This is a genomic window from Rhizobium sp. BK275, assembly GCF_014193555.1.
Lineage (GTDB): Bacteria > Pseudomonadota > Alphaproteobacteria > Rhizobiales > Rhizobiaceae > Rhizobium.
Genome location: NZ_JACHZL010000008.1, coordinates 91469 through 116621, shown reverse-complemented (window position 1 = coordinate 116621; position 25153 = coordinate 91469). Strand labels below are relative to the sequence as shown.

The 25153-nt window shown below is 60.2% G+C and carries 24 protein-coding genes and 1 other RNA gene; 10 read left to right on the top strand and 15 right to left on the bottom strand.

All coding sequences use genetic code 11. The features are described from left to right. Positions 1-30 precede the first annotated feature (30 nt). Positions 31-1833, bottom strand: a complete 1803-nt coding sequence (locus tag FHT82_RS24060) for an ABC transporter transmembrane domain-containing protein (RefSeq protein ID WP_183735207.1) — start codon at positions 1831-1833, stop codon at positions 31-33. 193 nt (positions 1834-2026) lie between these two features. On the opposite strand from FHT82_RS24060, the gene rpmE reads away from it, so the two are divergent. Further along, positions 2027-2248 carry a 50S ribosomal protein L31 gene (gene rpmE, locus FHT82_RS24055; RefSeq protein ID WP_007826526.1) on the top strand — a complete coding sequence of 74 codons (222 nt, stop codon included), beginning with the start codon at positions 2027-2029 and terminating at the stop codon, positions 2246-2248. Between the two features lie 169 nt (positions 2249-2417). On the opposite strand, the gene FHT82_RS24050 is transcribed toward rpmE, so the two are convergent. From FHT82_RS24050 to FHT82_RS24040, 3 genes are all read right to left on the bottom strand, one after another. Then, complete coding sequence (locus FHT82_RS24050) at positions 2418-2933, bottom strand: DUF1465 family protein (protein WP_112545041.1); 516 nt, start codon at positions 2931-2933, stop codon at positions 2418-2420. 373 nt (positions 2934-3306) lie between these two features. Further along, positions 3307-3498: a DUF1192 domain-containing protein gene (locus FHT82_RS24045; protein WP_183735206.1), complete on the bottom strand. Its 192-nt coding sequence runs from the start codon at positions 3496-3498 to the stop codon at positions 3307-3309. Positions 3499-3621: 123 nt separating this feature from the next. Next, the gene (locus FHT82_RS24040; protein ID WP_183735205.1) at positions 3622-4902 is read right to left on the bottom strand and encodes an MFS transporter; all 1281 of its coding nucleotides are present in this window, start codon (positions 4900-4902) and stop codon (positions 3622-3624) included. A gap of 175 nt (positions 4903-5077) precedes the next feature. Between FHT82_RS24040 and FHT82_RS24035 the strand changes: the two genes are divergently transcribed. Then, positions 5078-5242, top strand: coding sequence for a hypothetical protein (locus FHT82_RS24035; RefSeq protein ID WP_183735204.1), 165 nt, complete (start codon positions 5078-5080; stop codon positions 5240-5242). 9 nt (positions 5243-5251) lie between these two features. On the opposite strand, the gene FHT82_RS24030 is transcribed toward FHT82_RS24035, so the two are convergent. The 7 genes from FHT82_RS24030 to tkt all read right to left on the bottom strand — a co-directional run bounded on the left by FHT82_RS24030 (position 5252) and on the right by tkt (position 14643). Continuing rightward, positions 5252-6172: a PhzF family phenazine biosynthesis protein gene (locus tag FHT82_RS24030; protein WP_183735203.1), complete on the bottom strand. Its 921-nt coding sequence runs from the start codon at positions 6170-6172 to the stop codon at positions 5252-5254. A gap of 160 nt (positions 6173-6332) precedes the next feature. Then, the gene (locus FHT82_RS24025) at positions 6333-7358 is read right to left on the bottom strand and encodes a class I fructose-bisphosphate aldolase (protein ID WP_183735202.1); all 1026 of its coding nucleotides are present in this window, start codon (positions 7356-7358) and stop codon (positions 6333-6335) included. A 221-nt stretch (positions 7359-7579) separates the two neighbouring features. Then, positions 7580-8776: a phosphoglycerate kinase gene (locus FHT82_RS24020; protein ID WP_183735201.1), complete on the bottom strand. Its 1197-nt coding sequence runs from the start codon at positions 8774-8776 to the stop codon at positions 7580-7582. A gap of 81 nt (positions 8777-8857) precedes the next feature. Beyond that, on the bottom strand, positions 8858-10708 hold the full coding sequence (locus FHT82_RS24015) for a potassium/proton antiporter (RefSeq protein ID WP_183735200.1): 1851 nt from the start codon (positions 10706-10708) through the stop codon (positions 8858-8860). A gap of 277 nt (positions 10709-10985) precedes the next feature. After that, positions 10986-11486 (bottom strand): GNAT family N-acetyltransferase, encoded by a 501-nt coding sequence (locus tag FHT82_RS24010; RefSeq protein ID WP_183735461.1) that lies wholly within the window; start codon positions 11484-11486, stop codon positions 10986-10988. A 106-nt stretch (positions 11487-11592) separates the two neighbouring features. Beyond that, complete coding sequence (gene gap, locus FHT82_RS24005; protein WP_183735199.1) at positions 11593-12603, bottom strand: type I glyceraldehyde-3-phosphate dehydrogenase; 1011 nt, start codon at positions 12601-12603, stop codon at positions 11593-11595. A gap of 66 nt (positions 12604-12669) precedes the next feature. Then, entirely contained in the window at positions 12670-14643 is a 1974-nt protein-coding gene (gene tkt, locus FHT82_RS24000) for a transketolase (protein WP_183735198.1), read from the bottom strand. Between the two features lie 332 nt (positions 14644-14975). On the opposite strand from tkt, the gene FHT82_RS23995 reads away from it, so the two are divergent. The 3 genes from FHT82_RS23995 to ssrS all read left to right on the top strand — a co-directional run bounded on the left by FHT82_RS23995 (position 14976) and on the right by ssrS (position 15863). Continuing rightward, positions 14976-15251 carry a DUF4164 domain-containing protein gene (locus FHT82_RS23995; protein WP_007826550.1) on the top strand — a complete coding sequence of 92 codons (276 nt, stop codon included), beginning with the start codon at positions 14976-14978 and terminating at the stop codon, positions 15249-15251. Between the two features lie 15 nt (positions 15252-15266). Next, positions 15267-15644 carry a cell division protein ZapA gene (locus FHT82_RS23990; RefSeq protein WP_183735197.1) on the top strand — a complete coding sequence of 126 codons (378 nt, stop codon included), beginning with the start codon at positions 15267-15269 and terminating at the stop codon, positions 15642-15644. Positions 15645-15703: 59 nt separating this feature from the next. Further along, positions 15704-15863, top strand: a non-coding RNA gene (gene ssrS / locus FHT82_RS23985) — 6S RNA. Between the two features lie 224 nt (positions 15864-16087). Here ssrS and FHT82_RS23980 read toward each other — a convergent pair. Continuing rightward, positions 16088-16984 (bottom strand): LysR family transcriptional regulator, encoded by an 897-nt coding sequence (locus tag FHT82_RS23980; protein ID WP_183735196.1) that lies wholly within the window; start codon positions 16982-16984, stop codon positions 16088-16090. Positions 16985-17107: 123 nt separating this feature from the next. Here FHT82_RS23980 and FHT82_RS23975 point away from each other — a divergent pair, with 123 nt between their 5' ends. Continuing rightward, positions 17108-18301, top strand: a complete 1194-nt coding sequence (locus FHT82_RS23975) for an MFS transporter (RefSeq protein WP_183735195.1) — start codon at positions 17108-17110, stop codon at positions 18299-18301. 234 nt (positions 18302-18535) lie between these two features. Here FHT82_RS23975 and FHT82_RS23970 read toward each other — a convergent pair whose 3' ends face one another. The 3 genes from FHT82_RS23970 to FHT82_RS23960 form a co-directional block, all read right to left on the bottom strand. Then, positions 18536-19525 carry an NAD(P)-dependent oxidoreductase gene (locus FHT82_RS23970; RefSeq protein ID WP_183735194.1) on the bottom strand — a complete coding sequence of 330 codons (990 nt, stop codon included), beginning with the start codon at positions 19523-19525 and terminating at the stop codon, positions 18536-18538. A 95-nt stretch (positions 19526-19620) separates the two neighbouring features. Continuing rightward, positions 19621-20154 (bottom strand): helix-turn-helix transcriptional regulator, encoded by a 534-nt coding sequence (locus FHT82_RS23965; protein ID WP_183735193.1) that lies wholly within the window; start codon positions 20152-20154, stop codon positions 19621-19623. A gap of 52 nt (positions 20155-20206) precedes the next feature. After that, a complete protein-coding gene (locus FHT82_RS23960; RefSeq protein WP_183735192.1) occupies positions 20207-20539 on the bottom strand; it encodes a metalloregulator ArsR/SmtB family transcription factor in 333 nt (110 codons plus the stop codon). Between the two features lie 56 nt (positions 20540-20595). Here FHT82_RS23960 and FHT82_RS23955 point away from each other — a divergent pair, with 56 nt between their 5' ends. The 4 genes from FHT82_RS23955 (at position 20596) to FHT82_RS23940 (ending at position 24938) form a co-directional block, all read left to right on the top strand. Next, the gene (locus FHT82_RS23955; protein ID WP_183735191.1) at positions 20596-21078 is read left to right on the top strand and encodes an SRPBCC domain-containing protein; all 483 of its coding nucleotides are present in this window, start codon (positions 20596-20598) and stop codon (positions 21076-21078) included. 10 nt (positions 21079-21088) lie between these two features. Next, entirely contained in the window at positions 21089-21442 is a 354-nt protein-coding gene (locus FHT82_RS23950; RefSeq protein WP_183735190.1) for a hypothetical protein, read from the top strand. Between the two features lie 251 nt (positions 21443-21693). Then, positions 21694-22719 (top strand): phosphogluconate dehydrogenase (NAD(+)-dependent, decarboxylating), encoded by a 1026-nt coding sequence (gene gnd / locus FHT82_RS23945; RefSeq protein ID WP_183735189.1) that lies wholly within the window; start codon positions 21694-21696, stop codon positions 22717-22719. 146 nt (positions 22720-22865) lie between these two features. Beyond that, positions 22866-24938: a mechanosensitive ion channel family protein gene (locus tag FHT82_RS23940; protein WP_183735188.1), complete on the top strand. Its 2073-nt coding sequence runs from the start codon at positions 22866-22868 to the stop codon at positions 24936-24938. Positions 24939-25153 lie beyond the last annotated feature (215 nt).

Genomic DNA, 25153 nt, shown 5'->3' with positions numbered 1-25153 from the left:
GACTTTAGTCGCGATGCGACGCGAGGCAGCCTACTTGGCTGCGGCCAAGACGTCCTCGTTGGCCGCATCGAATTGCAGGCGGGCGAGCTTCGCATAGATGCCGCCGTGACGGATCAGGCTCTGATGCGTGCCTTCCTCCACCATACGGCCCTGATTCATGACGAGAATGCGGTCGGCCTTCAAAACGGTGGCGAGGCGGTGAGCGATCACCAAGGTGGTGCGGCCCTGCATCAGGTCATCGAGGGCTTTCTGCACCAGCGTTTCGCTTTCGGCATCAAGGGCGGATGTGGCCTCGTCCAGAAGCAGAATGGGTGCGTTCTTCAGGATCGCGCGGGCAATGGCGATGCGCTGGCGCTGGCCGCCGGACAGGGTGACGCCGCGTTCGCCGACCTCAGTGTCATAACCCTTTTCCAGCCTGTTGATGAATTCATCGGCTTGGGCCGCAATCGCGGCGTCACGAACCTGCTCGCGCGTGGCACCTTGAACGCCGAAAGCGATGTTGTCGTGGATCGAAGCTGCGAAGATAGTGACATCCTGCGGCACGATGGCGATGCGTTGGCGCAGTGCATCCGGATCTGCCTGGCGGGCATCGACGCCATCGATCTTCACGCCGCCCTGTTGCGGATCGTAGAATCGCAGCAGGAGCGAAAAGACGGTGCTTTTGCCGGCACCGGAGGCGCCGACGATCGCGACCGTTTCCCCCGGCTGCACTCTGAAATCCAGCCCATGCAGAGCCGATCTGCCGGGGCGGGACGGATAGGCGAAATGCACGCTATCGAATTCCACCCGACCCTGTGCCGGTGAGGGAAGCGGTTGCGGATCTACAGGGGCAGCAATCGGCGAAACCTCGTCCAGAAGCTCGGTCAGGCGGTCGGCCGCGCCTGCCGCTTGCGAAAGCTCACCCCAGACCTCCGACAATGCGCCGAGCGAGCCGGCTGCGATGACTGCATAGAGCAGGAACTGGCCGAGCGTGCCGGCCGAGAGCGTACCGGCGAGAACGCTATGGGCACCAAACCAGAGAACGGCGACCACGCTGCCGAAGATCAGGGTGATGGCAATGCCTGTGAGCAGGGCTCGGGAGGATACGGCGGAACGTGCGGCCTGATAGGCGGATTCGACAGCCGAGCCGTACCGGTCGGCGGCTGCGGTCTCGGCGTTAAAGGCCTGTACAGTGCGGGTTGCCGCGATCGTCTCATTGGCGAAGGCGGAGGCCTCGGCCAGTGTATCCTGTGCTGCGCGGGAACGCTTCCGCACCGAGCGGCCGCCAGCGACCAGCGGAAAGACAATGACCGGGATCGCAACGATGACGAGGCTCGAAAGCTTCGGCGAGGTGACGATCATCATCCCGAGCGCGCCGATGCAGAGAATAAGATTGCGCAGCGCAACAGAAGCCGTGGCGCCGACGGCGGATTTGATCTGTGTCGTGTCGGCCGTCAGCCGCGAGACGATCTCGCCAGATTGGTTGACGTCAAAGAAGGAAGGCGAAAGCCGTGTGACATGCGAAAAGACATCGCGGCGCAGATCCGCAACGATGCGTTCGCCGATGCTGATGACGAAATAATAGCGAAGAGCGCTAGCGACGGCGAGCACCATGGCCATGAGCATCAGCATGGCGAAATAGCTATTGATGAAGCTGCCGTCGGCCTGAGTAAAGCCGTGGTCGATCATCCGGCGCACGGCAAGCGGTATGGCAAGCGAGGTGATGGCGGCAAGAGCCAGCGCAATCAGGGCGCCCGCGACCATGCCGCGATAGCGTGCCACATAGGGGGCCAATCTGCCGAGCGGTCTTAGCGAACGCGACTTCTTCTCCCCAAGCTCTGCCTGTTCTGCCAATTCGTCTCCGATCGCCTTCAAAGACCGCGTATTGCGGCTCCTTGGCCCTTGTTATCCCGGCGCCCTTCATGTATAGGCACCGCATCCTAATGGGAAGCCGTAGCCTTAACGACTGCGGCTTCATTTATTCAATCGGTTCTTTCGCCGCAACTGTCTGCGGCAAATTGAACCCCGGCATCGCAGGAAGATTGTCATGAAGGAAGGCATCCATCCCGACTACCACGTCATCAAGGTAGTCATGACCGATGGCACCGAGTACGAAACCCGCTCGACCTGGGGTTCGGAAGGTGCTGTCATGAATCTCGAAATCGACTCCAAGTCGCACCCGGCCTGGACTGGCGGCAACCAGCAGCTCATGGATCGCGGCGGCCGTGTTTCGAAGTTCAACAAGCGTTTCGGCGGCCTCGGCCTCTAATCCGCTTGCGGTCGACGGAATTTGCAAAAGCCCGGCTTCAAGCCGGGCTTTTTGCTTTCTGTGTTTGCACTCCTCATTCCTGCGCGTATAGGAGTGAGGCAGGCGGCGTGAACAAACAAAAAACCGGCCGCGTTGCCGCAGCCGGTTTCATCGAATTCTTGATGCCAGATCAGTTGTTGCCGAAAGCCGTCTGCAGCAGGGAAAGCTGGGCCTGGACGCTGTTCTGATTGTCCGGAACGATCGCAGCTTCGGCCGGGCGATAGATCTCGCGGTCGAGCAGGGCGATGCGGTTCTGCAGGCGGAGCGAACGTTCGACGAGATCGCGGAAGGATTCCGGCAGGTCGCCCCAGCCCGGAGCGTTGCGGTCGACGTTGAAGCCGTCGAGGCGAACCTTGTTCTTCTCGGCCAGAACCTGATCGCGGGACATTTCGCCATTGTTGACGGCGCGCTGCAGCAGCAGCCAGGAAGCCATCTGCATGAGGCGGGTGGTCAGGCGCATCGATTCAGCCGCGTAAAGGACCGAGGCCATGCGCGGCAGCACCTTGGAGGCAGCGCGGCCCTGGCCGTCGAGGTAGGATGCGGTTTCTTCGACGAGCGACATGCCCTCGGCATACAGCGTCTTGAACTGCGAGGATGCGGCAGCGCGGCCCGCAAAACTGATTGTGTTCAATCCAAGTTCCGACATCTAAAGAATCCCTGTTGCACGCATCTACTATCAGGTAACGCCGGTTTCCGTGGAAAAGTTTCCCACGCCGGTCTTTATGATTTCAAGATGGTATCTTTAGCCTAAATGCGCAAGCCGTTTCTTAAGAAAAGGTTAATCTCCACAGTTTCGTGGAAAGGAGTAGGGCAGCGCAAAAAGAAGAGCCGCAAAAGCGGCTCTCAAGGTAAAACAGGGAGAAAAATCAGACCAATTCACCGCTTGGAAAACTGTCTGAGGTCCAGAAAGATCTGAACGGTATGAGTAATATCTTATAAAGCTTAATTTTTTATTAATATCGTCCCAATTTAAGACTTGCAGCAAGTAATTTTGAAGCAATATTTGCGTGTTTGCAGTCTTATGATCGGAAAAGGCCTTCGGCTGCAACCCGGCCGGACGCCTTCTTGGCGGCCTCTGCTTCGAGCCGCGCGATCTCGGTTTTCAAGAGTTCCACGCGCGCTTTCAGCTCGTCCACCGAAAGCATGGAGAGATCGGAGCCGATCTCGTGTGCAGTCTTCTTCTGTGGCCTGTCGTCATCCATGAAGCTCATCGTCACTCCTCCTTTAAGGCGTGTCGCGATCTCCAGGATTCGCTTTCACGCTTTAAGTTTTTGTTTCATGCATGTCGTTCTCGCAAAACCGCTGCGCAGTTTTGCGTGACATGCTTCAGTTCGTCAGCCGAACTTTACAGCAGGATCGCCGCTTTCGGGAGACTTGCCGGCGCTGCGATTGGCAAGCGACATGCTTTCGGGCGTGAGGGTCGGCGCTGTCGCCGTCGGGATCGTGGTATAGGCGTCACGGTCGCTTGCGGGAACGGCGGCGCGGATTCGGCTTCTGATGATGGCGTAAGCGGTGATCAGAAGATGGGCAAGCGCGGTCACAAGGAAGAGCGCGTGCGGGCTGATGATGGACATGACCGGGCCGCCGATCGTCGGGCCGATGACGGTGCCGATGCCGTAAAGCAGGAGCAGGCCGCCTGAGACCTTCACGAAATCCTCGGATGCGGCGAAGTCGTTCGCATGGGCGACCGCGATCGGGTAGAGCGTGTTGGCGACGGCGCCGTAGAGGATGACGAGGCCGATCAGGAAAGCAGGGGAGGAGGGGTGCAGCAGGAAGATCAGCAGGCCGGCAAGGGCTGCGATGGCCGACATGGCGGCCAATACATAACGACGGTCGATACGGTCGGAGAGCCGCCCGGCCGGAAGCTGCATTATGGCGCCGGCAAAGATGGTCGCACTCATCATGACAGCAATCGCAGTGTCGGAGAGGCCAGCACCCGCACCGAAGACGGCGCCGAGCGTACCATAGGCGCCGTTGGCGATGCCGACGAGCAAGATGCCAAGGCAGGAGACGGGCGAATTGCGGTAGAGCGCCGGCAGATCGAGTTTTACGGCCTTCAGCGGCTGCGGCGAGGCGGCGGTCGACAGCGTCGTCGGCAACATGGCGATGCAGTAGAAAATGCCGCAGACCATGAAGAGCACCGGCGTGCGCACGTCTTCCAACGGGATCATCAACTGGCCTCCCACGACGCCGAGCAGGGTGATGCCGATATAGAGCGAGAAGATCGCGCCGCGGCTTTCATTGTTCGCCCGCTCGTTCAGCCAGCTTTCAATGATCATCGAGGTGCCGGCGGTTGAGAAGCCGGTGACGGCGCGCAGAACGACCCACCAGATCGGGTCGATGATGATGCCGCTCACGAGCGCGATGATGGCGATGATGGCGATGAAGCCGGAGAAGGCGCGCACATGGCCGACACGGCGCACCAATTTCGGGGCGACAAGGCAGCCGATGACGAAGCCTGCCGCCCAGGACGTGCCGAGCAGGCCGAGCGTCGTCGTGGCATAACCTTCGAGATTTCCGCGTACGGGAAGCAGAATGCCCTGCAATCCGTTGCCCATGAAAAGGAAGAGCGTGCCAAAGAGCAGCGCAGCGACGGACAGAAGATTTCTTGTCATATCCCCAGACTCGGCGTGTTCGCTTTGAAAAAGGACGTAAGGCGAGACCTGCATCTGCCCAGTCCATAAGAATGTTGATTGTGTCCCGGAATGCCTTTACGGCGAGTAGATATTCTCTGTTCGCGTGAAAAAATGTCCGTCCTGTGACATTCTGATAAATGGAAAAAATAAAGCCATGACAAAGCTGATAGCGTTGCTGCTCATCCTTGCCATGGCAATCCAGATCATCAAGCCGCTCGGCTATCCAGGTCTGCGCCGTCGGATGGATTTCTGGAAGATCGCGCTGATTGCCTTTGCCGTCTGGGCGGTGGCGCTGCTGGCGCGCGATTTTGTGATGTAGGCCGCAGGTTCAGTCCTGCAGGATGATCTCGCCTTTCATGACGGGTACGCAGCTTCCTGAGATCGTCACGTCGGTCACTGTGCCGGCCTTCTTGACGACATCGAGCTCGATAACGCTGCGCCGGCCCATTTCAACGCCCTGTTCGATCGTTACGTGCTGGCTGATGTCAGCCTCCGGCTGCAATGAGACGAGATAGGCGGAAAGGGCTGCCGATGCGCTGCCGGTCGCCGGATCCTCGATGACGTTGTCCAGTGGCGCGAACATGCGGGCGCGGATCTTCCAGGGCGTAGCGGCGGGGCGGACGTAGAGGAACAGGGAGAAGTCATGGCTGCCGGCTGTGGTCTTGGCCGCCGCCTGGAAGCCATTGAGATTCGGGCTTGCCGCAGCGAGAGCGTCAAGGCTTTCGAGTTCTGCGACGGCAAAGTTCAGACCGACCGATGCAAAGACCGGGGCATGGGTGCTTTTGCAGATTGAGGCCGGATCGATGGAGATGCAGCTGGCAATGACCGCTTCGGGTATCGTGTCTCCTACTTCAAGCGGTTGCGGCGCACGGATCGTCGCTGCGGTGACACGGCCTTCGCGGCGCCGCAGGGCGACTTCTACTAGGCCGGCCTTCTCCTCGAACCGCAGCTTGTCGCCGACGGGGCGGCCGAAGATTTCGCTCTGCTGGCCGAGCACATAGGCGGTGCCGACATTGGGATGCCCGGCGAACGGCACTTCCATTGTCGGCGTGAAGATGCGCACCCTTGCCGTGTTTTCGAGGTTCTCCGGCGGCAACACGAAGGTGACTTCGGAATAGCCGAATTCGGCGGCGATCTTCTGCATTGCCGCGTCGCTGAAGCCCCTTGCGTCGGCCATGACCGCGAGCGGGTTGCCTTCGAAGCGGGTGGACGTGAAAACGTCGACGGTGGTGTAGGACAGGCTGTTCATGGCGGCTCCGATGGTTGAGGCGCCATGATTAGCGAGGCCCGCGGTTGTGGCGAAGGATTATCTTGTCGCCATGACAAATCGCCATCGCGATACGCACGTGCAAATAAAACAGGCGGCGAAGATGTTCGCCGCCTGTGTCGTCTTTCAATCGTCAAAAGGCTCAGGCGGCCTTTTCGAGTTCGGCCTTCCAGTTGCCTTTGGCGGCGAGGCTGTTCATTTCGGCGCGGTGCGCAAATTCGCGCTGGCCGGCAGCGATGTTTTCCTGCTTGCCGTTCCAGGTCTTGAGCGCGCTGTCCTGCAGGGCGCGGCCATAGGAGAAGGTGACGAACCAGGGCAGATCGTAACCTGAATTGATCGCGGAGAGATGGGCGGTCGCTTCTTCCGTTGTCTGGCCGCCGGAGAGGAAGGCGATGCCAGGAACGGCTGACGGAACCGTCCGCTTCAGAACCTGCACGGTGCGTTCGGCAACCTCGGCGACGGAAGCCTTGCGGGCATTCTTGCCGTCGATGACCATGTTCGGCTTCAGGATCATGCCTTCGAGGCTGACGCGGGCATCGGCCAGTTCCTCGAATACGATGCGCAGCGTAGATTCAGTCACTTCTGCGCAGCGGTCGATATTGTGGTCGCCCGGTTTGCCGTCCATCAGGCATTCCGGCTCGACGATCGGCACGATCCTGGCTTCCTGGCAGAGCGCTGCATAGCGCGCCAGCGCCTGGGCATTGGCGCGCACGGAGCCGCGGCTCGGCAGGGTCTGCGAGATGGCGATGACGCCACGCCACTTGGCGAAACGAGCACCGGCTTCGTAATATTTGGCGAGGCGGTCTGCGAGGCCGTCGAGGCCTTCGGTGATGGTTTCGCCGGGGAACTTGGCCATCGGCTTGGCGCCGATATCGACCTTGATGCCCGGAATGCTGTCTGCAGCCTTGATGATGTCGACGAAAGGCGTGCCGTCGGCGGCTTTCTGGAAAAGGGTTTCCTCATAAAGGATGACGCCGGAGATGTACTTCTTCATCGCTTCGTCGGAGCGGAAGAGCATCTCGCGATAATCGCGCCGGCTGGTTTCGGTCGATTCAAGATTGATCGCGTCGAAACGCTTCTTGATGGTGGCGGTCGATTCATCGGCTGCCAGCAGGCCCCGACCACCGGCAACCATCTTAACTGCAATGTCTTCCAGTCGTTCGCTCATCTCGTTCTCTCCACAATGAAACCCGGCAGAATTGATAATATAGAACCCGGATAACAGAAGTTTATAGGGAGAAAAAAGGGAGTGCTAAGTCATTGAAACGATTGAAATGATTTCAATCGTTTGAAAGTTCGGGAATTTTTTCTCTTTTTGAGCAAAAGACCGCGGAAGCGCTAGCCTCCGCGGTCTATCCTGCTGGAATATCTGGCTAATCGCCTTATCGATTAACGGGAGAGAACGGCCACGCCCGGTAGTTCCTTTCCTTCCATCCATTCAAGGAAGGCGCCGCCTGCGGTCGAAACATAGGTAAAGTCTTCGGCAACGCCGGCATGATTGAGAGCGGAGACCGTGTCACCGCCGCCTGCAACGGAGGTAAGTTTGCCGTCCTTGGTGCGTTCGGCGGCATATTTTGCGGCGGCGACGGTCGCTGCATCGAAGGGCTCGATTTCGAAGGCCCCGAGCGGGCCATTCCAGACGAGCGTGGTGGCGCGCTCGATCCATGCCTTGACGGCGTCGATCGACTTCGGGCCGACGTCGAGGACCATGGCATCATCAGGGATGGTGTCGATCGAGACGGTCTCGTTGGCAGCACCCGCCTTGAATTCTCGGGCGACGACTCCGTCTTCCGGCAGGACGATCGCGCAACCGGCAGTGGCGGCTTCAATCATGATCTGCTTGGCGGTATCGGCAAGATCATGCTCGCAGAGCGACTTGCCGACATTGGTGCCGCGGGCGGCGATGAAGGTATTGGCCATGCCGCCGCCGATGACGAGCGCATCAACCCTCTTCACGAGGTTCATCAAGAGGTCGATCTTGGTCGAGACCTTGGCGCCGCCGACGATCGCGACGACCGGACGGACGGGGTTGCCGAGGCCCTTTTCCAATGCTTCGAGTTCGGCCTGCATGGTGCGCCCCGCGTAGGCCGGCAGGTGATGGGCGAGACCTTCGGTGGAGGCGTGGGCGCGGTGCGCGGCCGAGAAGGCATCGTTCACATAGATATCGCCGTTTGCGGCGAGCGCCTTTGTGAAATCCGGATCGTTCTTTTCCTCGCCCTTGTGGAAGCGGGTGTTTTCGAGCAGCAGGATATCGCCATTGTTCATCTTCGTGACGGCGGAAGCAGCTGCCTCGCCGATGCAGTCGGCTGCCGTCAGCACCGCATGGTCAAGCACTTGCTCGACGGAGGGGGCAACCAGCGAAAGCGAGAATTCCGCCGAAGGACCATCCTTCGGGCGACCGAAATGGGCGAGCAGGATAACCTTGGCGCCCTTTTTCGACAGTTCAAGGATTGTCGGCGCAACGCGCTCGATGCGGGTCGTGTCCGTGACCTTGCCGTCCTTGACAGGGACGTTGAGGTCGACGCGGACGAGAACGCGCTTGCCGGCGATGTCGTTGAGGTCGTCGAGAGTCTTGAAAGCTGCCATGGGAGGATCCGTTCGTGGTTGGCGAAAGTTGCGCCGACCATAGCAAGGATCGGGGGAGACGCAAGGCAGTGGGTCGCCGTTTCAGCGCGGGTTTTCCTCACGTCCCACAGCACCTTCCGTCGTGGCTGCCTCATGTTTCTGGCGGCCTTTCATACGGTCGCGGATGCGCTGGATAATATCACGCAGATTGATGAAGATCGGCAGCGTGGTGGCCGGCTCGACAGCTTCCAGCGACATGCCGACAGAGGTAATATGATCCTGGTCGTCGAGGTCGCGCACGATGAGGATGAGCGAGCCCAGACGGACGCGATCGGCATAGTCCGCCTTGCCGCCGAGGCGCTGTTTCATCAGTTCGGCGATCGTCAGCCCCTTTTCGGATTCGTTGAGAAGGCCGGGACCGTAAGCGGCGTCGAGATCGGCGGCGGGACGGGCCGGTGACAGCGCGAAGGCGCCGAAGAATTCCGCATCGTCCTCATCAACAGGTGCGCGGCTGGCGAAGAGCCGGTCGAGCAGGCGCGAGTAGCTGGGCGCGATGAAGAGGTAGACGAGATCGTTTTCCCGGAGGCGGCCGGCGTATTGATAACGCATCGACTTGCCGTCGCGGATCACGAGCGAGGGGGCTGCCCAGCGCGGGATGCGCTCGCCGCGAAGCACCGGGCTATCCTTGACGACGCGATAGGACAGCAGCTCGTGGTTGGCGGCACCCGGCAGATCGACCTCTACCTTGTCGACCGCGCCGATGCGCGGCGGAATGATGAGGCCCAGGCGCTTGGCGACCGGCTTGATCGTCCAGCCCTGTACGAGCAGCGAGACGAGCACGATGATGAAGGCGGTGTTGAAATAGATCTGACTGTGCTGCAGCCCGCCGAGGATCGGCATGATGGCGAGAAGGATGGAAACGGCGCCGCGCAGGCCGACCCAGGCGACGAAGCCGATTTCCTGTTGGGTATAATCGAAGGGCAGCAGCGACAACCAGACGGCGAGCGGCCGGGCGACGAAGATCAGGAAGAGCGCGAGCAGGATCGCCGGCACGATGATGATGGGAAACTGCGAGGGCGTCGCCAGCAGGCCGAGCACAAGGAACATGATGATCTGGGCAAGCCAGGTCATGCCGTCCTGAAAGCGCCTGATGGTGCCAATCGCCTGCATCCTGCGGTTTCCGGCATAGATACCGGCGACATAGACGGCAAGGAAGCCGCTGCCGCCGACAGCACCGGTGAAGGAGAAGACCAGCAAGGCAAGCGCCAGCACGAAGATCGGCGTGAGGCCGCGATCCGTTTCCAGCCGGCCGGCGATCAACACGATCATCATGCCGCCGAGCAGACCGAGGATGACGCCGAGGCCCATCTGCTGGATGAACATGGCGAGCATGCCGATATTGATGCCGGCGTAACGTTCGCCGCTGGCGAGAACCTCAACCAGCGCGATGGTCAGGAAGATCGCCATCGGGTCATTGGTGCCGGATTCGACTTCCAAAGTGGAACGCACCTTGTCGCGGATGTTGATGCCGCCGATGCGCAGCAGGAAGAAGACGGCGGCGGCATCGGTGGAGGCAACGATGGAGCCGAGCAGCATGCCCTCCAGCCAGGTGAAATTGAGTAGCCAGCGGGCGGCGAAGGCAAAGAGCGCGGCAGTCAGGAGCACGCCGACGGAGGCGAGCGTCAGCGACGGCATCGCCGCGATGCGGAAGGCCTGCATCGGCGTGCCGAAGCCGGAATCGAAGAGGATGATGGCAAGGGCAACCGAGCCCAGAACATAGGCGAGGTAGTTATTGCTGAATTCGATGCCGAGACCATCGACACCGGCGGCAAGCCCGATCATCAGAAAGAGCAGCAGCAGGGGAGCGCCGAAGCGGAAGGCGAGCAAGCTCGAAAAGGCAGCAAGAAGCACGAGTGCGGTTGCGACCAGCACCACGATGTAAAACGCTTCCATGCCTACCCCTTTCGCCTCATCGCCATCCCAAAGTCGCCCAGCCTGTCCCTTACCCTCCGCGTCCAGCACGATCCATTAGTAAACGGCAAAATACGACAGAAGGGTAGGCCTTGCGGCTTAACCTCGGCTGCATTGCTGCATCATGCTGCTGGACGACCCTTGGGAGGAGGGACAGTGAAGGATGCTACGGGAAAAAGTCTGTATAAAGAATGTATAAGCAAATCAGGCGAGAGCAGGGCAGATAGGCGGAGGGCCGCATTTTTTGTTGGCGGCGCGCCTAGAGGCCGCTCCGACCCTTCTGCACCTCATATTGCTTCTGAATTTTGTCCACCAGCGTACCATCCTTAAGCGGCACTTTCTCAATCGTGTTATAGGTGCGAAAGCCCATCTTTTCGTAATAGGCGAGACCGCCGGCATTATCGGCGCGGATGGTTGCGTTGATGAACTCGATGTTGCGCTCCTTGGCAACGGCAAGAGTTGCCGCGAAGAGTGCGGTTCCGACGCCTGGTATCTTTGGGTTTTGCCGCGCAAAGGTCGCGATATCGGCCCAGCCTTTCGGCGGGTTTCCGTAGAGGCTCAGGGACTGAAAACCGGCGAGACCAGAACTGCTCTCGGCGACATGGCATGTCAGAGGCCATTCGCCTGTTATGAACCAATCGGCCAGTTCCTCCGGTGCAAGAGGGGTCTCGATTGCGGTTGTGCCACCGATTGCGATGATCTCGTTGAGAATTTCGGAGAGTTCGCGGGCGTCGGCCGGATGAGCCTTTCGAATATTCAGATGCACCATTTCCCGTCCTTTCGACCCAATCAAGCGAAGATTGCACACCGTTCCTCAAAACAAAACGGCCCGGTTTCCCGGGCCGTTTTTCAATCTGCCGTCAAGCTCAGATGAGCTTGGCGAAGGCCACAGCCGTGTCGGACATGCGGCTGGAGAAGCCCCACTCGTTGTCGTACCAGGACAGGACGCGCACGAAGTTGCCTTCCATGACCTTCGTCTGATCTGTCGCGAAGATCGAGGAGTGGCTGTCATGGTTGAAGTCGCGGGAGACCAGCGGCTCGTCGGTGTAGCCGAGGATGCCCTTCAGCTTGCCGTTTGCAGCAGCCTTGATCGCTTCGTTGATTTCGCCGACCGTGGTGGCCTTCTTGGAAACGAACTTGAAGTCGACGACCGAGACGTTCGGGGTCGGAACGCGGATCGACGTGCCGTCGAGCTTGCCCTTGAGGTGCGGCAGAACGAGGCCGACGGCCTTTGCGGCGCCCGTCGAGGTCGGGATCATCGAGAGGGCAGCAGCGCGGGCGCGATACAGGTCCTTGTGCATCGTGTCGAGTGTCGGCTGGTCGCCGGTGTAAGAGTGGATGGTCGTCATGAAGCCGTGATCGATGCCGACGGCGTCATCGAGAACCTTGACGACCGGCACCAGGCAGTTCGTGGTGCAGGAGGCATTGGAGATGACCAGATGCTCCTTGGTGAGCTGGTCGTGGTTGACGCCGAAGACGACCGTCAGGTCAGCGCCGTCGGCAGGAGCCGAAACGATGACGCGCTTGGCGCCGGCCGTCAGGTGGGCCGCAGCCTTGTCGCGGGCGGTGAAGATGCCCGTGCATTCCATCGCGATGTCGACACCCAGTTCCCTATGGGGAAGGGTTGCCGGATCCTTGATCGCGGTGACCTTGATCGGCTTACCGCCGCCGACGGTGATCGTATCGCCTTCGACCTTCACTTCGGCCGGGAACTTGCCGTGGATGGAGTCGTAACGGAGCAGGTGGGCGTTGGTCTCGACCGGGCCGAGGTCGTTGATGGCGACGACTTCGATGTCGGTGCGGCCGGACTCGACGATGGCGCGAAGAACGTTGCGGCCGATACGTCCGAAACCATTGATGGCAACCTTGACTGTCATGTGCATTCACTCCCTAGAGGTGGGGCTTGCTGATAGTAGATGAGGAAGTACCCGAAGGTACTTCTATTAAAGCTTCGCTTCTGCAGCTGCAACGACGGCGTCAGCCGTGATGCCGAAATGTTCGAAGACCTTCTTTGCCGGACCGGAAGCGCCGAAGCCCTTCATGCCGATGAACGATCCTTCCGGACCGATGAAGGCATCCCAGCCTTCGCGGACGGCGGCTTCGACGGCGATCTTGACCGGCGAGTTGCCGATGACGTCCTTGCGGTAGGCATCCGGCTGCTCGAAGAAGAGTTCCGTGCAGGGAACGGAAACGACGCGGGTGCTGACACCCTTGCCTTCCAGCGTTGCGCGAGCGGCAACGGCCAGTTCCACTTCCGAGCCCGAGGCGAAGATCGTGACCTTGGCGTCGGCATTGCCGGCGAGCGTATAGGCGCCGAGTTCGCAGAGGTTCTTCTGGTTATACTCGGTGCGGACGGTCGTCAGGTTCTGGCGGGTGAGAGCCAGCGCAGACGGATGATCCTTGCTCTTCATGGCGATCTGCCAGCATTCGGCCGTTTCGACGGCGTCTGCCGGACGGAAGACCCGCAGGTTCGGAACGGCGCGCAGGCCAGCGATCTGCTCGACCGGCTGGTGGGTCGGGCCATCCTCGCCGACGCCGATCGAGTCATGCGTGAGCACGTGGATAACACGGATGCCCATGAGGGCCGCGAGGCGGATCGGCGGGCGGCAATAATCCGAGAAGATCATAAAGCCGCCACCGTAAGGAATGAGGCCGCCATGGAGCGCGATACCGTTCATGGCAGATGCCATGCCGTGTTCGCGGATGCCCCAGTGCATATAGCGTCCGGCAAAATCCGTCGGCGTGATCGAATGCATCTGGCTGGTCTTGGTGTTGTTCGACGGAGTCAGGTCGGCAGAACCGCCAAGCGTTTCCGGCACGAAGCCGTTGATGACTTCAAGCGCGTCTTCCGATGCCTTGCGGGAGGCTATCGTCGGCTTGGTTTCGGCAAGCTTCTTCTTGTAGTCGTCGATGGCTTTGTCAAAGCCTTCAGGCAGGTCTCCGGCAAAACGGCGGGTGAACTCGGCCTTGGACGGCGACTTGGAAAGCGTCTCTTCCCATGCCTTGACGATATTGTCGGAGCGGGTGCCGGCAGTGCGCCATGCGTCGAGGATATCGGAGGGGATGACGAAAGGCTCGTATTCCCAGTTCAGCGCCTTGCGGGTGGCGGCGATTTCATCGGCGCCGAGCGGGTTGCCGTGAACCTTGTGGGTGCCCTGCTTGTTCGGAGCGCCGAAGCCGATGACGGTCTTGCAGGCGATGAAGGTCGGCCGGTCGGACTTGTGGGCGGCTTCGATCGCGTCGGCAATGGCGGCCTGGTCGTGACCGTCGATCTCGATCGTGTTCCAGTGAACGGCCTTGAAGCGGGCGATCTGGTCGGTCGAGTCCGACAGCGAGACGGCGCCGTCGATGGTGATCGAGTTGTTGTCCCAGAAGAGGATCAGCTTGTTCAGCTTGAGATGGCCGGCAAGGGCAATCGCCTCATGGCTGATGCCTTCCATCAGGCAGCCGTCGCCGTTGATGACGTAGGTATAGTGATCCTGCAATTCCGGACCGAATTCGTCGCGCAGCTTGCGCTCGGCGATCGCCATGCCGACGGCATTGGCAATGCCCTGGCCGAGCGGGCCGGTGGTGGTTTCGATGCCGGTGGCATGACCGTATTCCGGATGGCCGGCGGTCTTGGAGCCGAGCTGACGGAACTGCTTCAGGTCCTCGACCGACATGTCCGGATAGCCGGTCAAATAGAGTAGCGAGTAGAGCAGCATCGAGCCATGGCCGGCAGACAGCACAAAGCGGTCGCGGTTCGGCCAATGCGGCTTCTTGGGATCGAAGCGGAGATATTTGGTGAAGAGGACCGTTGCCACATCAGCCATGCCCATCGGCATGCCCGGGTGGCCGGAATTCGCCTTTTCGACAGCATCCATGGAGAGGAATCGGATCGCATTCGCCATCCGATCGTTTTGTTCGCGTGAGGTCATGGCTTTTCCGCTGGTTCCAGGTTGGGGATGGCCTCGAGCCTGCCAAGACCATCAAAGAGAGCGGTCGAGACATAGCAGTTGGAACAGGCAAGTCAACAAATTGGAAGCCGTTTGGAGGCCGGGTGCGACGATTTTTGACATTTGACCGTCAAGTTTTACAAAAGACGAATTTTGTGTGACAAGCTTGTGTAAATCACTCATCCACAGAATAGGGCGGGCACGATCAGCCAGGCTTTATTGACGCGCTCCAGCCTAGCTGCATATCCTCTTGAAAATACAGGGTCGGCGGCAGGAGCCGATTCGCGGGTCTTGTGCGGGGAACCGGAAAAGACATGACGCCTAACGGCAAAACCATCGAAGCGGCGCTTACGGAGCTGAAACAGGCAATCTCGGGCCTCGAGAATGCGGTGGACATGCGTATCGAGCGCCAGCGCGAGCAGGGCGAGATCGAAGGCGAGGTTCGTCGCGTGCATGCCGATCGCTCGCGTCTTGCCCAGGAGCTCGACCAGGCCGAATTCCGCGCCAATCGGTTGGAGGAGGTCAACCGCGAGGTTTCGCGGCGGCTGGTGACGGCGATGGAAACGATCCGCGCGGTTCTTGACCGCTAAGAGGACTTGGAAGACATGGCGCAGGTAACGGTAACGATCGACGGCAAGGCCTATCGCATGGCCTGCGAAGAAGGGCAGGAAGAGCACCTGAGCGATCTTGCGACCCGTTTCGACCGTTACGTGGGCCATCTCAAAGGGCAGTTCGGCGAAATCGGTGATCTCAGGATCACAGTCATGGCCGGGATCATGGTGATGGACGAGATTTCCGAGCTGACGCGGCGCGTCGCCGGGCTGGAATCCGAACTGGAGACGCTGCGCAGCAACCGGGATACCGTGCTTGCTGCCACCGCCCGAACAGAAGAAGGCATTGCGGCTGCCCTTTCGGAAGTGACGAGCCATATTCAGGGCATTACTGACAAGCTCAACGGCCGCACACCCGCTGAACTCAATTAATTTGGGACAGCACCGCCGCCCCACTGGTGCGGCGACATAAATGCACTTATATTCCGCAATGCGGTCTGTGCTTCTCGACAGGAACAAATGAATCCTCGGGGCCTTACCCGATCCTTAGGGAGCTGTCCCTGTCCGGGCTCGTGGGTCTGGACACACGGCGCCCACCTACTTCAGTAGGCGCCCAGGATCGAAAGTTTCCACCGGCTGTGTGGATCGCACTTTAATCTCTTTCCGGCGGGTTCGTCCGGAGCCATGTCGATATCTCCGACAAGTCCTACTTTCAGTCGCCCTGCGGTTCTGTCCAGCCGGTGAGCTTCGCTCAGTCGTAGGCGCCTTCCATGATGATATCGAAGACCGGGTCCTTGATATCGTAATAGGCGTCGGGGCTCGCTATCGCTGGCCTGTGACAGGGCGATGACGGAGGTCTTTCTGTTATGTCCTATCTAGCGGATGTTCTTGACCAGGAAATCGATGAAGGCGCGGATGCGGGCCGCAAGATGTTCGTGACCGGGATAGACGGCGTGGATGAGTTCGATATCCTCGGGGTTATAGGCTTCCAACACGGGCACCAATGTTCCCGCGTCGATATCCGGCTGCACATGGAACTGACCGACGCGGGCGAGGCCAAGACCGGCGAGGCAAAGGCTGCGTGCGGTCGGCCCGTTATTGGTTTCGAGATTGCCGAAAACGGGTCTTGAGAAACGGTCGCCATTCTCAGGATTGCGGAATGGCCATTCTTGCGAGGTCGAGCGAAAGCTGAAGGTCAGGCAATTGTGGCGGTCGAGATCCTCGGGGCTTTCCGGCATGCCTTCTCGTTTCAGATAGTCGGGTGAGGCGACGATGACGCGGCGGCTTTCGAGCAGCTTGCGCGCCTTCAGCGAGGAGTCGCGCAGGGCGCCGGAGCGGATGGCGATGTCGGCACGCTCGCCGACGATGTCGATAATGCCATCGTTGAGCGCGAGGTCGAGATCGACTTCCGGATAGAGCTTCAGGAAACTCGGGACCAGCGGCACGATGTAGCGAACGCCAAAGGCGACTGACGTGCTTACGCGCAGGCGGCCGCGCGCCATCGTCGTGCCGCCGGCCGAGACGGCGCGCTCCGTCTCCTCTATGTCCGAGAGGATGCGGCGAGAGCGTTCGAGATAGATTTCGCCTTCCGGTGTCAGCTGCAGGGCGCGGGTGGTGCGCACCAGAAGACGCGTGCCGAGACGATCTTCCAGCCGTGTGACGAGCTTGCTGACGGCAGAGGGGGAAAGCCTGAGCTTGCGGCCGGCTGCCGAAAAGCTCTGCAGCTCAGCCGCCTGCACGAAGACATCCATCTCGCCGATGCGGTTATCCATCCGCCGCGTCCTATCTTGAATTCAATTCACAACTGTTGAGCCATTATAGGCAATTATCGAGCAAGTGCGCCACGCCCATATTCCCGGTCCGAACAAGAACCGCAAATTCATCGGGTCACTCTCATGCCACTTGCACTCTTTGCATTGACGATCGCGGCCTATGCGATCGGTACGACGGAATTCGTCATCGTCGGCCTGTTGCCGACGGTTGCCAATGATCTCCATATTACCCTGCCGCTCGCCGGCCTCATCGTCAGCGTCTATGCGCTGGGCGTTACCTTCGGCGCACCCATCCTGACGGCGCTGACCGGGCGGATCGAGCGCAAGCCGCTCCTGCTTGGGCTGATGGCGCTCTTTATTATCGGCCACATCATTGCCGCGCTCAGCCCCGGTTATGAGGTGTTGCTGGTTGCCCGCGTCGTCTCGGCTTTCGCGCATGGCGTGTTCTTCTCGGTCGGCTCGACGATCGCTGCCGATCTGGTACCGGAAAATCGCCGGGCATCGGCCATCGCCATGATGTTCATGGGATTGACGGTCGCCATCGTGACCGGCGTTCCGCTCGGCACCTTTATCGGCCAGACCTTCGGCTGGCGTACCACCTTTGCTGTCGTTGCCGGTCTCGGTGTCGTTGCCTTCGCCGGCATTGCTATTCTCCTGCCGTCGAACCTCAAGAAGGCTCCGCCGGCCAGCATCGGCGAACAGATCCGCGTGCTTGCCACCGGTCGCTTGCTGCTCGTCTATGCAATGACCGCGCTCGGCTATGGCGGCACGTTCGTTGCCTTCACCTTCCTCGCGCCCATCCTCGAACAGATCACCGGCTTTGCCTCCTCGGCCGTTGCCTTGATCCTGATGCTCTATGGTGTGGCGATTGCCATCGGCAATGTCGTCGGCGGACGCATCTCCAACCGCGATCCCGTCAAGGCGCTGACCTTCCTCTTCATCGCCCAGGCGCTCGTGCTGGTGCTCTTCGGCTTCACCGCGATTTCACCCTGGCTGACGATCCCGACGCTCGCAATCCTCGGCTTCCTGTCTTTCGCCAACGTGCCGGGCCTGCAGCTCTATGTCGTGCAGCTCGCACGTGAGCTTCGGCCGAATGCAGTCGATGTCGCCTCGGCGCTCAACATTGCCGCCTTCAATCTCGGCATTGCCATGGGCGCCTGGATCGGTGGCCTGGTCGTCGAATCCCGCTTCGGGCTGGGTGCCACGCCCTTTGTCGCCGCAGCGCTTGTTGCTGTCGCCCTTGGTCTCACCATCAGGAGCGGGGCACTCGACCGCCGCTTCACGCCTGCCGCGGCTGTTGCCCGCAGCGCCGCCTGATCTCTGCGCATTGAAAGGAAACAGCATGAAAATCGTCAGCGCCAATGGCGCCTCCATCCCCGCCCTCGGCTTCGGCACGTTTCGCGTGCCGGGTCCTGATGCAGAACGCATGGTTTCGTATCCAAGACTGTCTCCGAAGAGCGGGCGAAGGAAAATGCGGCGATCTTCGGCGCCGGTCTGAGACAAGGCTGCTTAAGGAAACGGGCGCTTCGGCGCCCGTTTTACCGTACCGGATCAGCGGCGGTGGAGCGGGTAAGGACCATCCTCGAAGATCCGGTCGTGATAGCCCTTGGACCCGACGATGAGCGCGAGCGGGCTCCTCCATTCCTTACCATCACGCAGGCAATCAAGTACGTGGGCAAAGTCGTATTTTGGGTTCCAGCCGAGCTCTCGTCGGGCGAGCGTATTGACATAAACACGATCGAACTGCTGGAACATGCTCCAGCCCCGCGCGGCATACAGTGCGGTCATGCCCGGGAACAGGCGTTCCACCGTCGCGGCCGCGTCACGGCGCAGGTCGGCGAGATCAGCCCTCGTAAAGGGCGCAGTCGCAGAGATGATATAGCGGCCGAAACCGATGGATTGTGCCTTGTCGAGTGCCAGCAGATGGGCGTCGACCACGTCCTCGATATCGACGCGGCGATGGAGCAGTTCGTTGGCCTGGGCGTTTTCGGCAGAGTAGCGGTTGCGGATATCGGGATCGTCGTCATTTTCGGGGAAGAAGCGCGAGGTTCTGAGAATGATGACGGGCAGAGACATGGTGCGTGCGAAGAGCTCGCAGACGCCTTCGGCTGATATCTTCGTGACACCGTAGATATTGCGGGCGACTGGCAGCACATCTTCGGTGATCCAAGCGGCTGGTTCGCCTGCGGCTGGGCGCAGGGCCGCTCCGAAAGCGCTGGTGGTGCTGGTGAAGACGAAGCTCTTCACGCCGGTGGCGACTGCCTGTTCGAGAAGGTTCAGCGTGCCCGAGACATTCGTGTCGACGAAATCCTGATTGCCGTGCGTTCCGACATGCGGCTTGTGCAGCGTTGCTGCATGGATAACGGCGGTGACGCCCGTCAGCGCACGGCGGATGAAATCGGCATCGGTGATCGAGCCGGTCATATCGGTAAAAGGCGAGGGCTTGATATCGATGCCGCGCGCCTGACGGCCTTGATCGCTCAATGTCCGCATCAGTGCTTCGCCGAGATGGCCGGCGCTTCCCGTCACCAGTATCGTCATTCCATGTCTCCAGTCAGATGGCGACGGACGCTAACAAGGGTCGCTTCGGCGGAGCAACGCATAATTTATGCAGCAGGATGCAGGAATTCTGCAGCTCAGCCGACCGTCGTGACCAGCCGTGCCGCACTGCCGTCAGCGAGAAGGATGCGCTCCCACAGCACATGCCCGGCGGCGATGGGCAGGTGCGGATTGCCGTTTGCGCCTGTTTTCAGCATCAGCGAATTCATTTCGCCCTCATGCCAGCCGAGATCCACCAGTTCTCGTTCCGACTTGATGATTTCCTCCGAAGCATAGGAAAACAGCGGCCTTCCCAGGAAATCGGAGAGCGGCAGGCGCCATTCGCTTTGCCGCGCACTGGAAGCGGCAAAAAGTCGGTGGGTGCGGTCGCAGATAAGGTGAACCTTGCTCCGGGAATCTTCGACCAGCCGTCTCAGTGCGGCATCTGCTGAGGAGGACGGGGAAGCGAAGACGGTTTCCAGCCGCCTTGCCTGAACGGCTGTGACCGGCAAAATGCCGCGCTCCCAGCGGGAGACGGTCGCCTGGTTGACAGCGAGCAATTCGGCCAGATGCTCCTGCTTCATGTTGCGCAGCCGGCGCATACGGCGGATTGTCGGTCCTGATATCGGCATGGCTCTTTTCCTTGCCCCGTTATCGTAAAGTAGCGGCCCGTATCGCTGCAAGCTAGTGCGGCGGAGCCTCGACGTCCCTCTTCAGCCGGTCGAGAATAGAGAGCGCATGCCCGGCATAGGCACTGATCCAACGGTCGTGGATCTGTTTGATCGGCAGGCTGTTCAGATGGTTCCAGCGCTCCCGGCCTTCCTTCCTGGCAATCACGAGATCGGCTTCTTCAAGCACCCTCAGATGCTGCATGACGGTGCAGCGGTCCATCTCGGGAAAGGCCTCGCAGAGCGCGCCCGTCGTGCGCGGCTCTTCCTTCAGAAGGTCGAGAATGTCGCGGCGGCGGCGATGTGCCAGCGCCTTGAAAATGGGGTCGTCATCCGATTCGCTTGACATGTTATGTTTTTATAACATAATTGCATCAGATACAATGGAGAAGAGGAGGAAGTCGCATGTCCCTCAATATTCGCGTTTCGGGCCGCATCGGCCGCCCGGTGGCTGATGTCTTCGATGCAGTCGTTAATCCGAAGAAGCTGTCGAGCTATTTCACCACGGTGGGCGGTGCCAGCGCGCCGCTGGTGCAGGGCACGACAGTAACCTGGTGGAAAGATGTGCCTGTCGAGGTGGTCGAACTCGTGCCTGACAGCAAGATCGTGCTGCGCTGGGACGGGGCCACGGACGAAGAGAAAAAGCCGTACAAAACCCTCGTAGAGATGAATTTCAAACCGCTGGATGACGGAGGTACCATGGTGACCATTGCCGAAGACGGCTGGCGCGAGGATGAGCCGGGGCGGCGCGGAACATATCAGAATCTCGAAGGCTGGACGCAGATGTTCTGCTGCATGAAGGCCTTCGTCGAATACGGCATCAATCTGCGAGAGGGCATGTTCCTCAGCGAGATGCGCGGCGAACAGGCAAGAGCGCCGGAAGGCTGAGGGGGAAGCCATGTCCGATCTTATCTATGGCGGCATTGACGTCGCGATGAAGGTTCCGCCACATCGGTATGAGGCAACTGTCGCTTTCTACCGCGACGTGGTGCAGCTGAAGGAAATCGAAGGGGACGATGTCTCCTTCGAACTGGGGCCGATCCGGCTCTGGATCGACAAGGTGCCGACCATGAGCCAGGCTGAGCTCTGGCTGGAATTCATGACGCCGGATTTCGACCGCGCCGCGGAGCATCTGGAGAAAGCCGGCGTTCCGCGCTGCGATCCCATCGAGCCGCTGCCCTCCAGCCTCCGCGGTGGCTGGATCCTCAATCCGGCTGGCATCGTGCATCTGGTGCGGGAGAGCCGCGGCTAACTGCAATCCGGAGGGCCATCGCGATGGTGCCGATGCCGCACCGAGCAGGCAGACGATCATATAGCCGCCGACGAGGCGGCTATATACGTGTTGGAAGCTTGGAATTACGCTCCAAAGACGGCAGATTGTTAAGCGCGGAAGATACAGCCGTACAATAGAGGCATTCGCCTTTGTGACGGAGACTTCGCTTGCCTGTCACGATGCCGGTGCTAGTTTCCGGAATCATATCGATTAAATCCCAGGAGATTCATATGCAGCTTGGCATGGTTGGTTTGGGCCGTATGGGCAATTACATGGTCCAGCGCTTGATGCGGGGCGGCCACGAATGCGTGGTCTATGATGCCAAGCCGGAAAGTGTCACCGAGCTTGTCGGCCTCGGCGCAGAGGGCAGCGCCTCTCTTGAAGAATTCGTCTCGAAGCTCGCCCGCCCGCGCGCTGTTTGGCTGATGCTGCCGGCTGCGATCACCGACAAGGTGATTGCCGCACTTCTTCCGCTGCTGCATGACGGCGATATCCTGATCGACGGCGGCAACTCCTATTATCACGATGACATTCGCCGTGGCGCGGAACTCATCACCAAGGGCATTCACTATGTGGACGTCGGCACCAGCGGCGGCGTCTTCGGCCTCGAGCGCGGCTACTGCCTGATGATCGGCGGCGAAAAAGGTATCGTTCAGCATCTTTCACCGATCTTCGCAACGCTGGCGCCGGGTACGGGCACTACGGAAAACTCGCCGAACCGCACGCCGGAAGCTGCGGCTCTCAGCACTGCGGAGCAGGGCTTCCTGCATTGCGGCCCGCATGGCGCCGGCCATTTCGTTAAGATGGTTCATAACGGCATCGAATATGGCCTGATGGCTGCCTATGCCGAGGGCCTCAACATCCTGAAGCACGCCAATGTCGGTGCTCTGACGCATGAGGCCGACGCCGAGACGGCGCCGCTCTCTCATCCGGAATTCTACCAGTACGATTTCAATCTGCCGGAAATTGCCGAAGTCTGGCGCCGCGGCAGTGTCATCACCTCCTGGCTGCTCGACCTGACGGCGGATGCGCTGCACAAGGATCCGGTCCTTACCCAATATGCCGGCCGCGTTTCGGATTCCGGCGAAGGCCGCTGGACGATCATGGCCGCCATCGATGAAAGCGTTCCAACGCCGGTGCTCAGCGCCGCGCTGCACGGCCGCTTCTCTTCTCGCGACCAGGACGAGTTCGCAAACAAGGTGCTTTCGGCCATGCGCGCCGGCTTCGGCGGTCATGCCGAAAAGCCGCACAAATAAGCGAAGCACATTGATGCTTATATCAGCCGCCGGCCGGAAGGTCCGGCGGCTTTCTTTTTGCCGGTATTCAGCTAGACCATTTGTTCGGCTGGCATTTCCGCTGCGGCGCTTGCATAAATGCCTGACGTACAAAACCGGAGGCGGGTATGGGGCGAATTTCTGCGATCGGCATCTGCGGCATGCTGCTGTTGCTTTCTCTTTTCAGTGCCGTTTACGCGCAGACGCCGTCAGCTTCCACTGATGTTGCGCCACCGCCTGCCCAAGTGCGGCAGATGATGGAGCTGATGCAGACGCCGGAGGTCAAGCAATGGATGGCGACGCAAATGGCGGCGCCAGCAGCCTCGAACGGCAATAACGAGGAAATGTCGATATTGTCCGGCCGCCTTCAGCATGCCCGCCGGCACATCGCTATGGTCTCCGGCGCAGCCATGACGCTGCCATCCGAAATCGCACGGGCTTCATCGCTCTTCCTCGGCGAGCTGAGTGTTGCTGGTCCGCTGCGCATGGCCGCACAATTTCTTGCCATCCTGGTCACCGGCTTCGTCGTTGAAATCCTGGTGCGGAGGGCGGTACGCGAACGGCGGGAGCGGGCGGCACAGATGACCGGCACCCGGTTGGCCGCGCGCATCGTTCCTGCCATCGTCTTCGGCCTCGCGACCGGGCTTGCATTGATCAGCTTCAACTGGCCGCCAGTCAGCCAGAATATCGCGATCGCCGTCGCCATTGCTGTCGTCGTGCAGCGCTTCGCCGTTTCCATCGGCGGTGTCGTGGTCGATCTCGTCACACTGCCGCGTGGCGAGGGTGAGACGGTCGCGGTCGATCCGGCCGTCGCGCAATTCTGGTTTCGGCGCTGTACGCTATTCGTCATCTACTTCGTCTTCGGTTGGGCCATTCTCCAGTCGATGGTGCCGCTCGGCTATTCGATGGCCGCGCGTTATCTGGTCGGCTATGTGCTCGGCATTGGCCTCTTTTTGATTGCCACGGAGGCGGTCTGGTCGCGGCCGGGCAATGAGACGAGGCGCAGCCATGCGGTTACCTGGCTGTTGATCCTCTATTTCCTACTGCTCTGGGGCATCTGGGTGCTGAGCTTCGATTGGCTGCTCTGGGTCTGCATCTATGTGCTCCTGCTGCCGAGAGTGCTTGCCGTCTCGACGCTTGCGGTCAAATCATTCCACAATGCCGAAGCGGGTTTTCTCGCCAAGCGCCGGATTGCGACCGTGTTGCTCGACCGCGGCGTGCGGGCTCTGATCATCGCCTTTGCGGCGATCTGGCTCGGGCGCATGCTCGGCGTCGAAACCGCCACGATGATGACGTCGAATGAAACGATGATAGATCGGGTGGCGCGCGGCATCATCGGCGGTATCGTCATTCTCCTTGCGGCCGATCTGCTCTGGCATCTCGTCAGGGCCTATATCGACGGCAAGCTTCTGGATTCACCCGTCGATGGCACGGTCAGCGACGAAGGGAAGGTCAAGCGCGCCCGTCTGCAGACGCTGCTGCCGATCTTCCGCAATATCCTCGCGGTCGTCATTGTCGTGATTGCCGTCCTGATGGTGCTTTCGGGCCTCGGTATCGAGATCGGACCGCTGATTGCCGGCGCCGGCGTCGTCGGCGTTGCTGTCGGCTTCGGCGCGCAGACCATCGTCAAGGATGTCATCAGTGGCATGTTTTATCTGTGGGACGATGCTTTCCGCGTTGGCGAATATATCGAAAGCGGCAGCCACAAGGGCGTGGTCGAAGCTTTCAGCCTGCGTTCCGTCAAACTCCGCCATCACCGCGGACCGCTGACGACGGTGCCTTTCGGCGAACTTGGGGCAGTCAAGAACCTCAACCGCGACTGGACGATCGACAAGATCAGCCTGAACGTGACCTACGACACCGATCTCGTGAAAACGAAGAAGATCATCAAGCAGATCGGTCAGCAGCTTCTCGATAACCCTGAGTGGGGTCCGAATATCATCGAAACGTTGAAGATGAAGGGCGTGGAACAGTTCGGTGAATTCGCCATCGAGATCCGGTTGTCGATGATGACGAAGCCCGGCGAGCAGTTCGTCATCCGCCGTAACGCACTGGCGATGATCCGCAATGCCTTCAAGGAAAACGGCATCCAGTTCGCGGTGCCGACGGTGCAGGTTTCCGGCGAGCGGGAACTCGATGTGGATGCCGCCGCCGCTCGCTATGCGGCGCACTCACGGGCACGCGATGAGCCAGCGGCCTGATCTTTTCGGATATGTATCGAGGGTGAGGAGAGGCTTACGAAAATGCAATGCATTCAGGCCTGCGTGCTGCGCAAATTTGCCCCAATTGGGGATAAAGGAGGCGGCAAGTGCGCGGGTACGGGTAGCCGCAACAGGGTTCATAGAGCTTGCATGTTGCTTATGTTACGTCTTTCGAAAGAGTTTCCCGCGAAACTGGCAATTGCGGCAGGTATGAG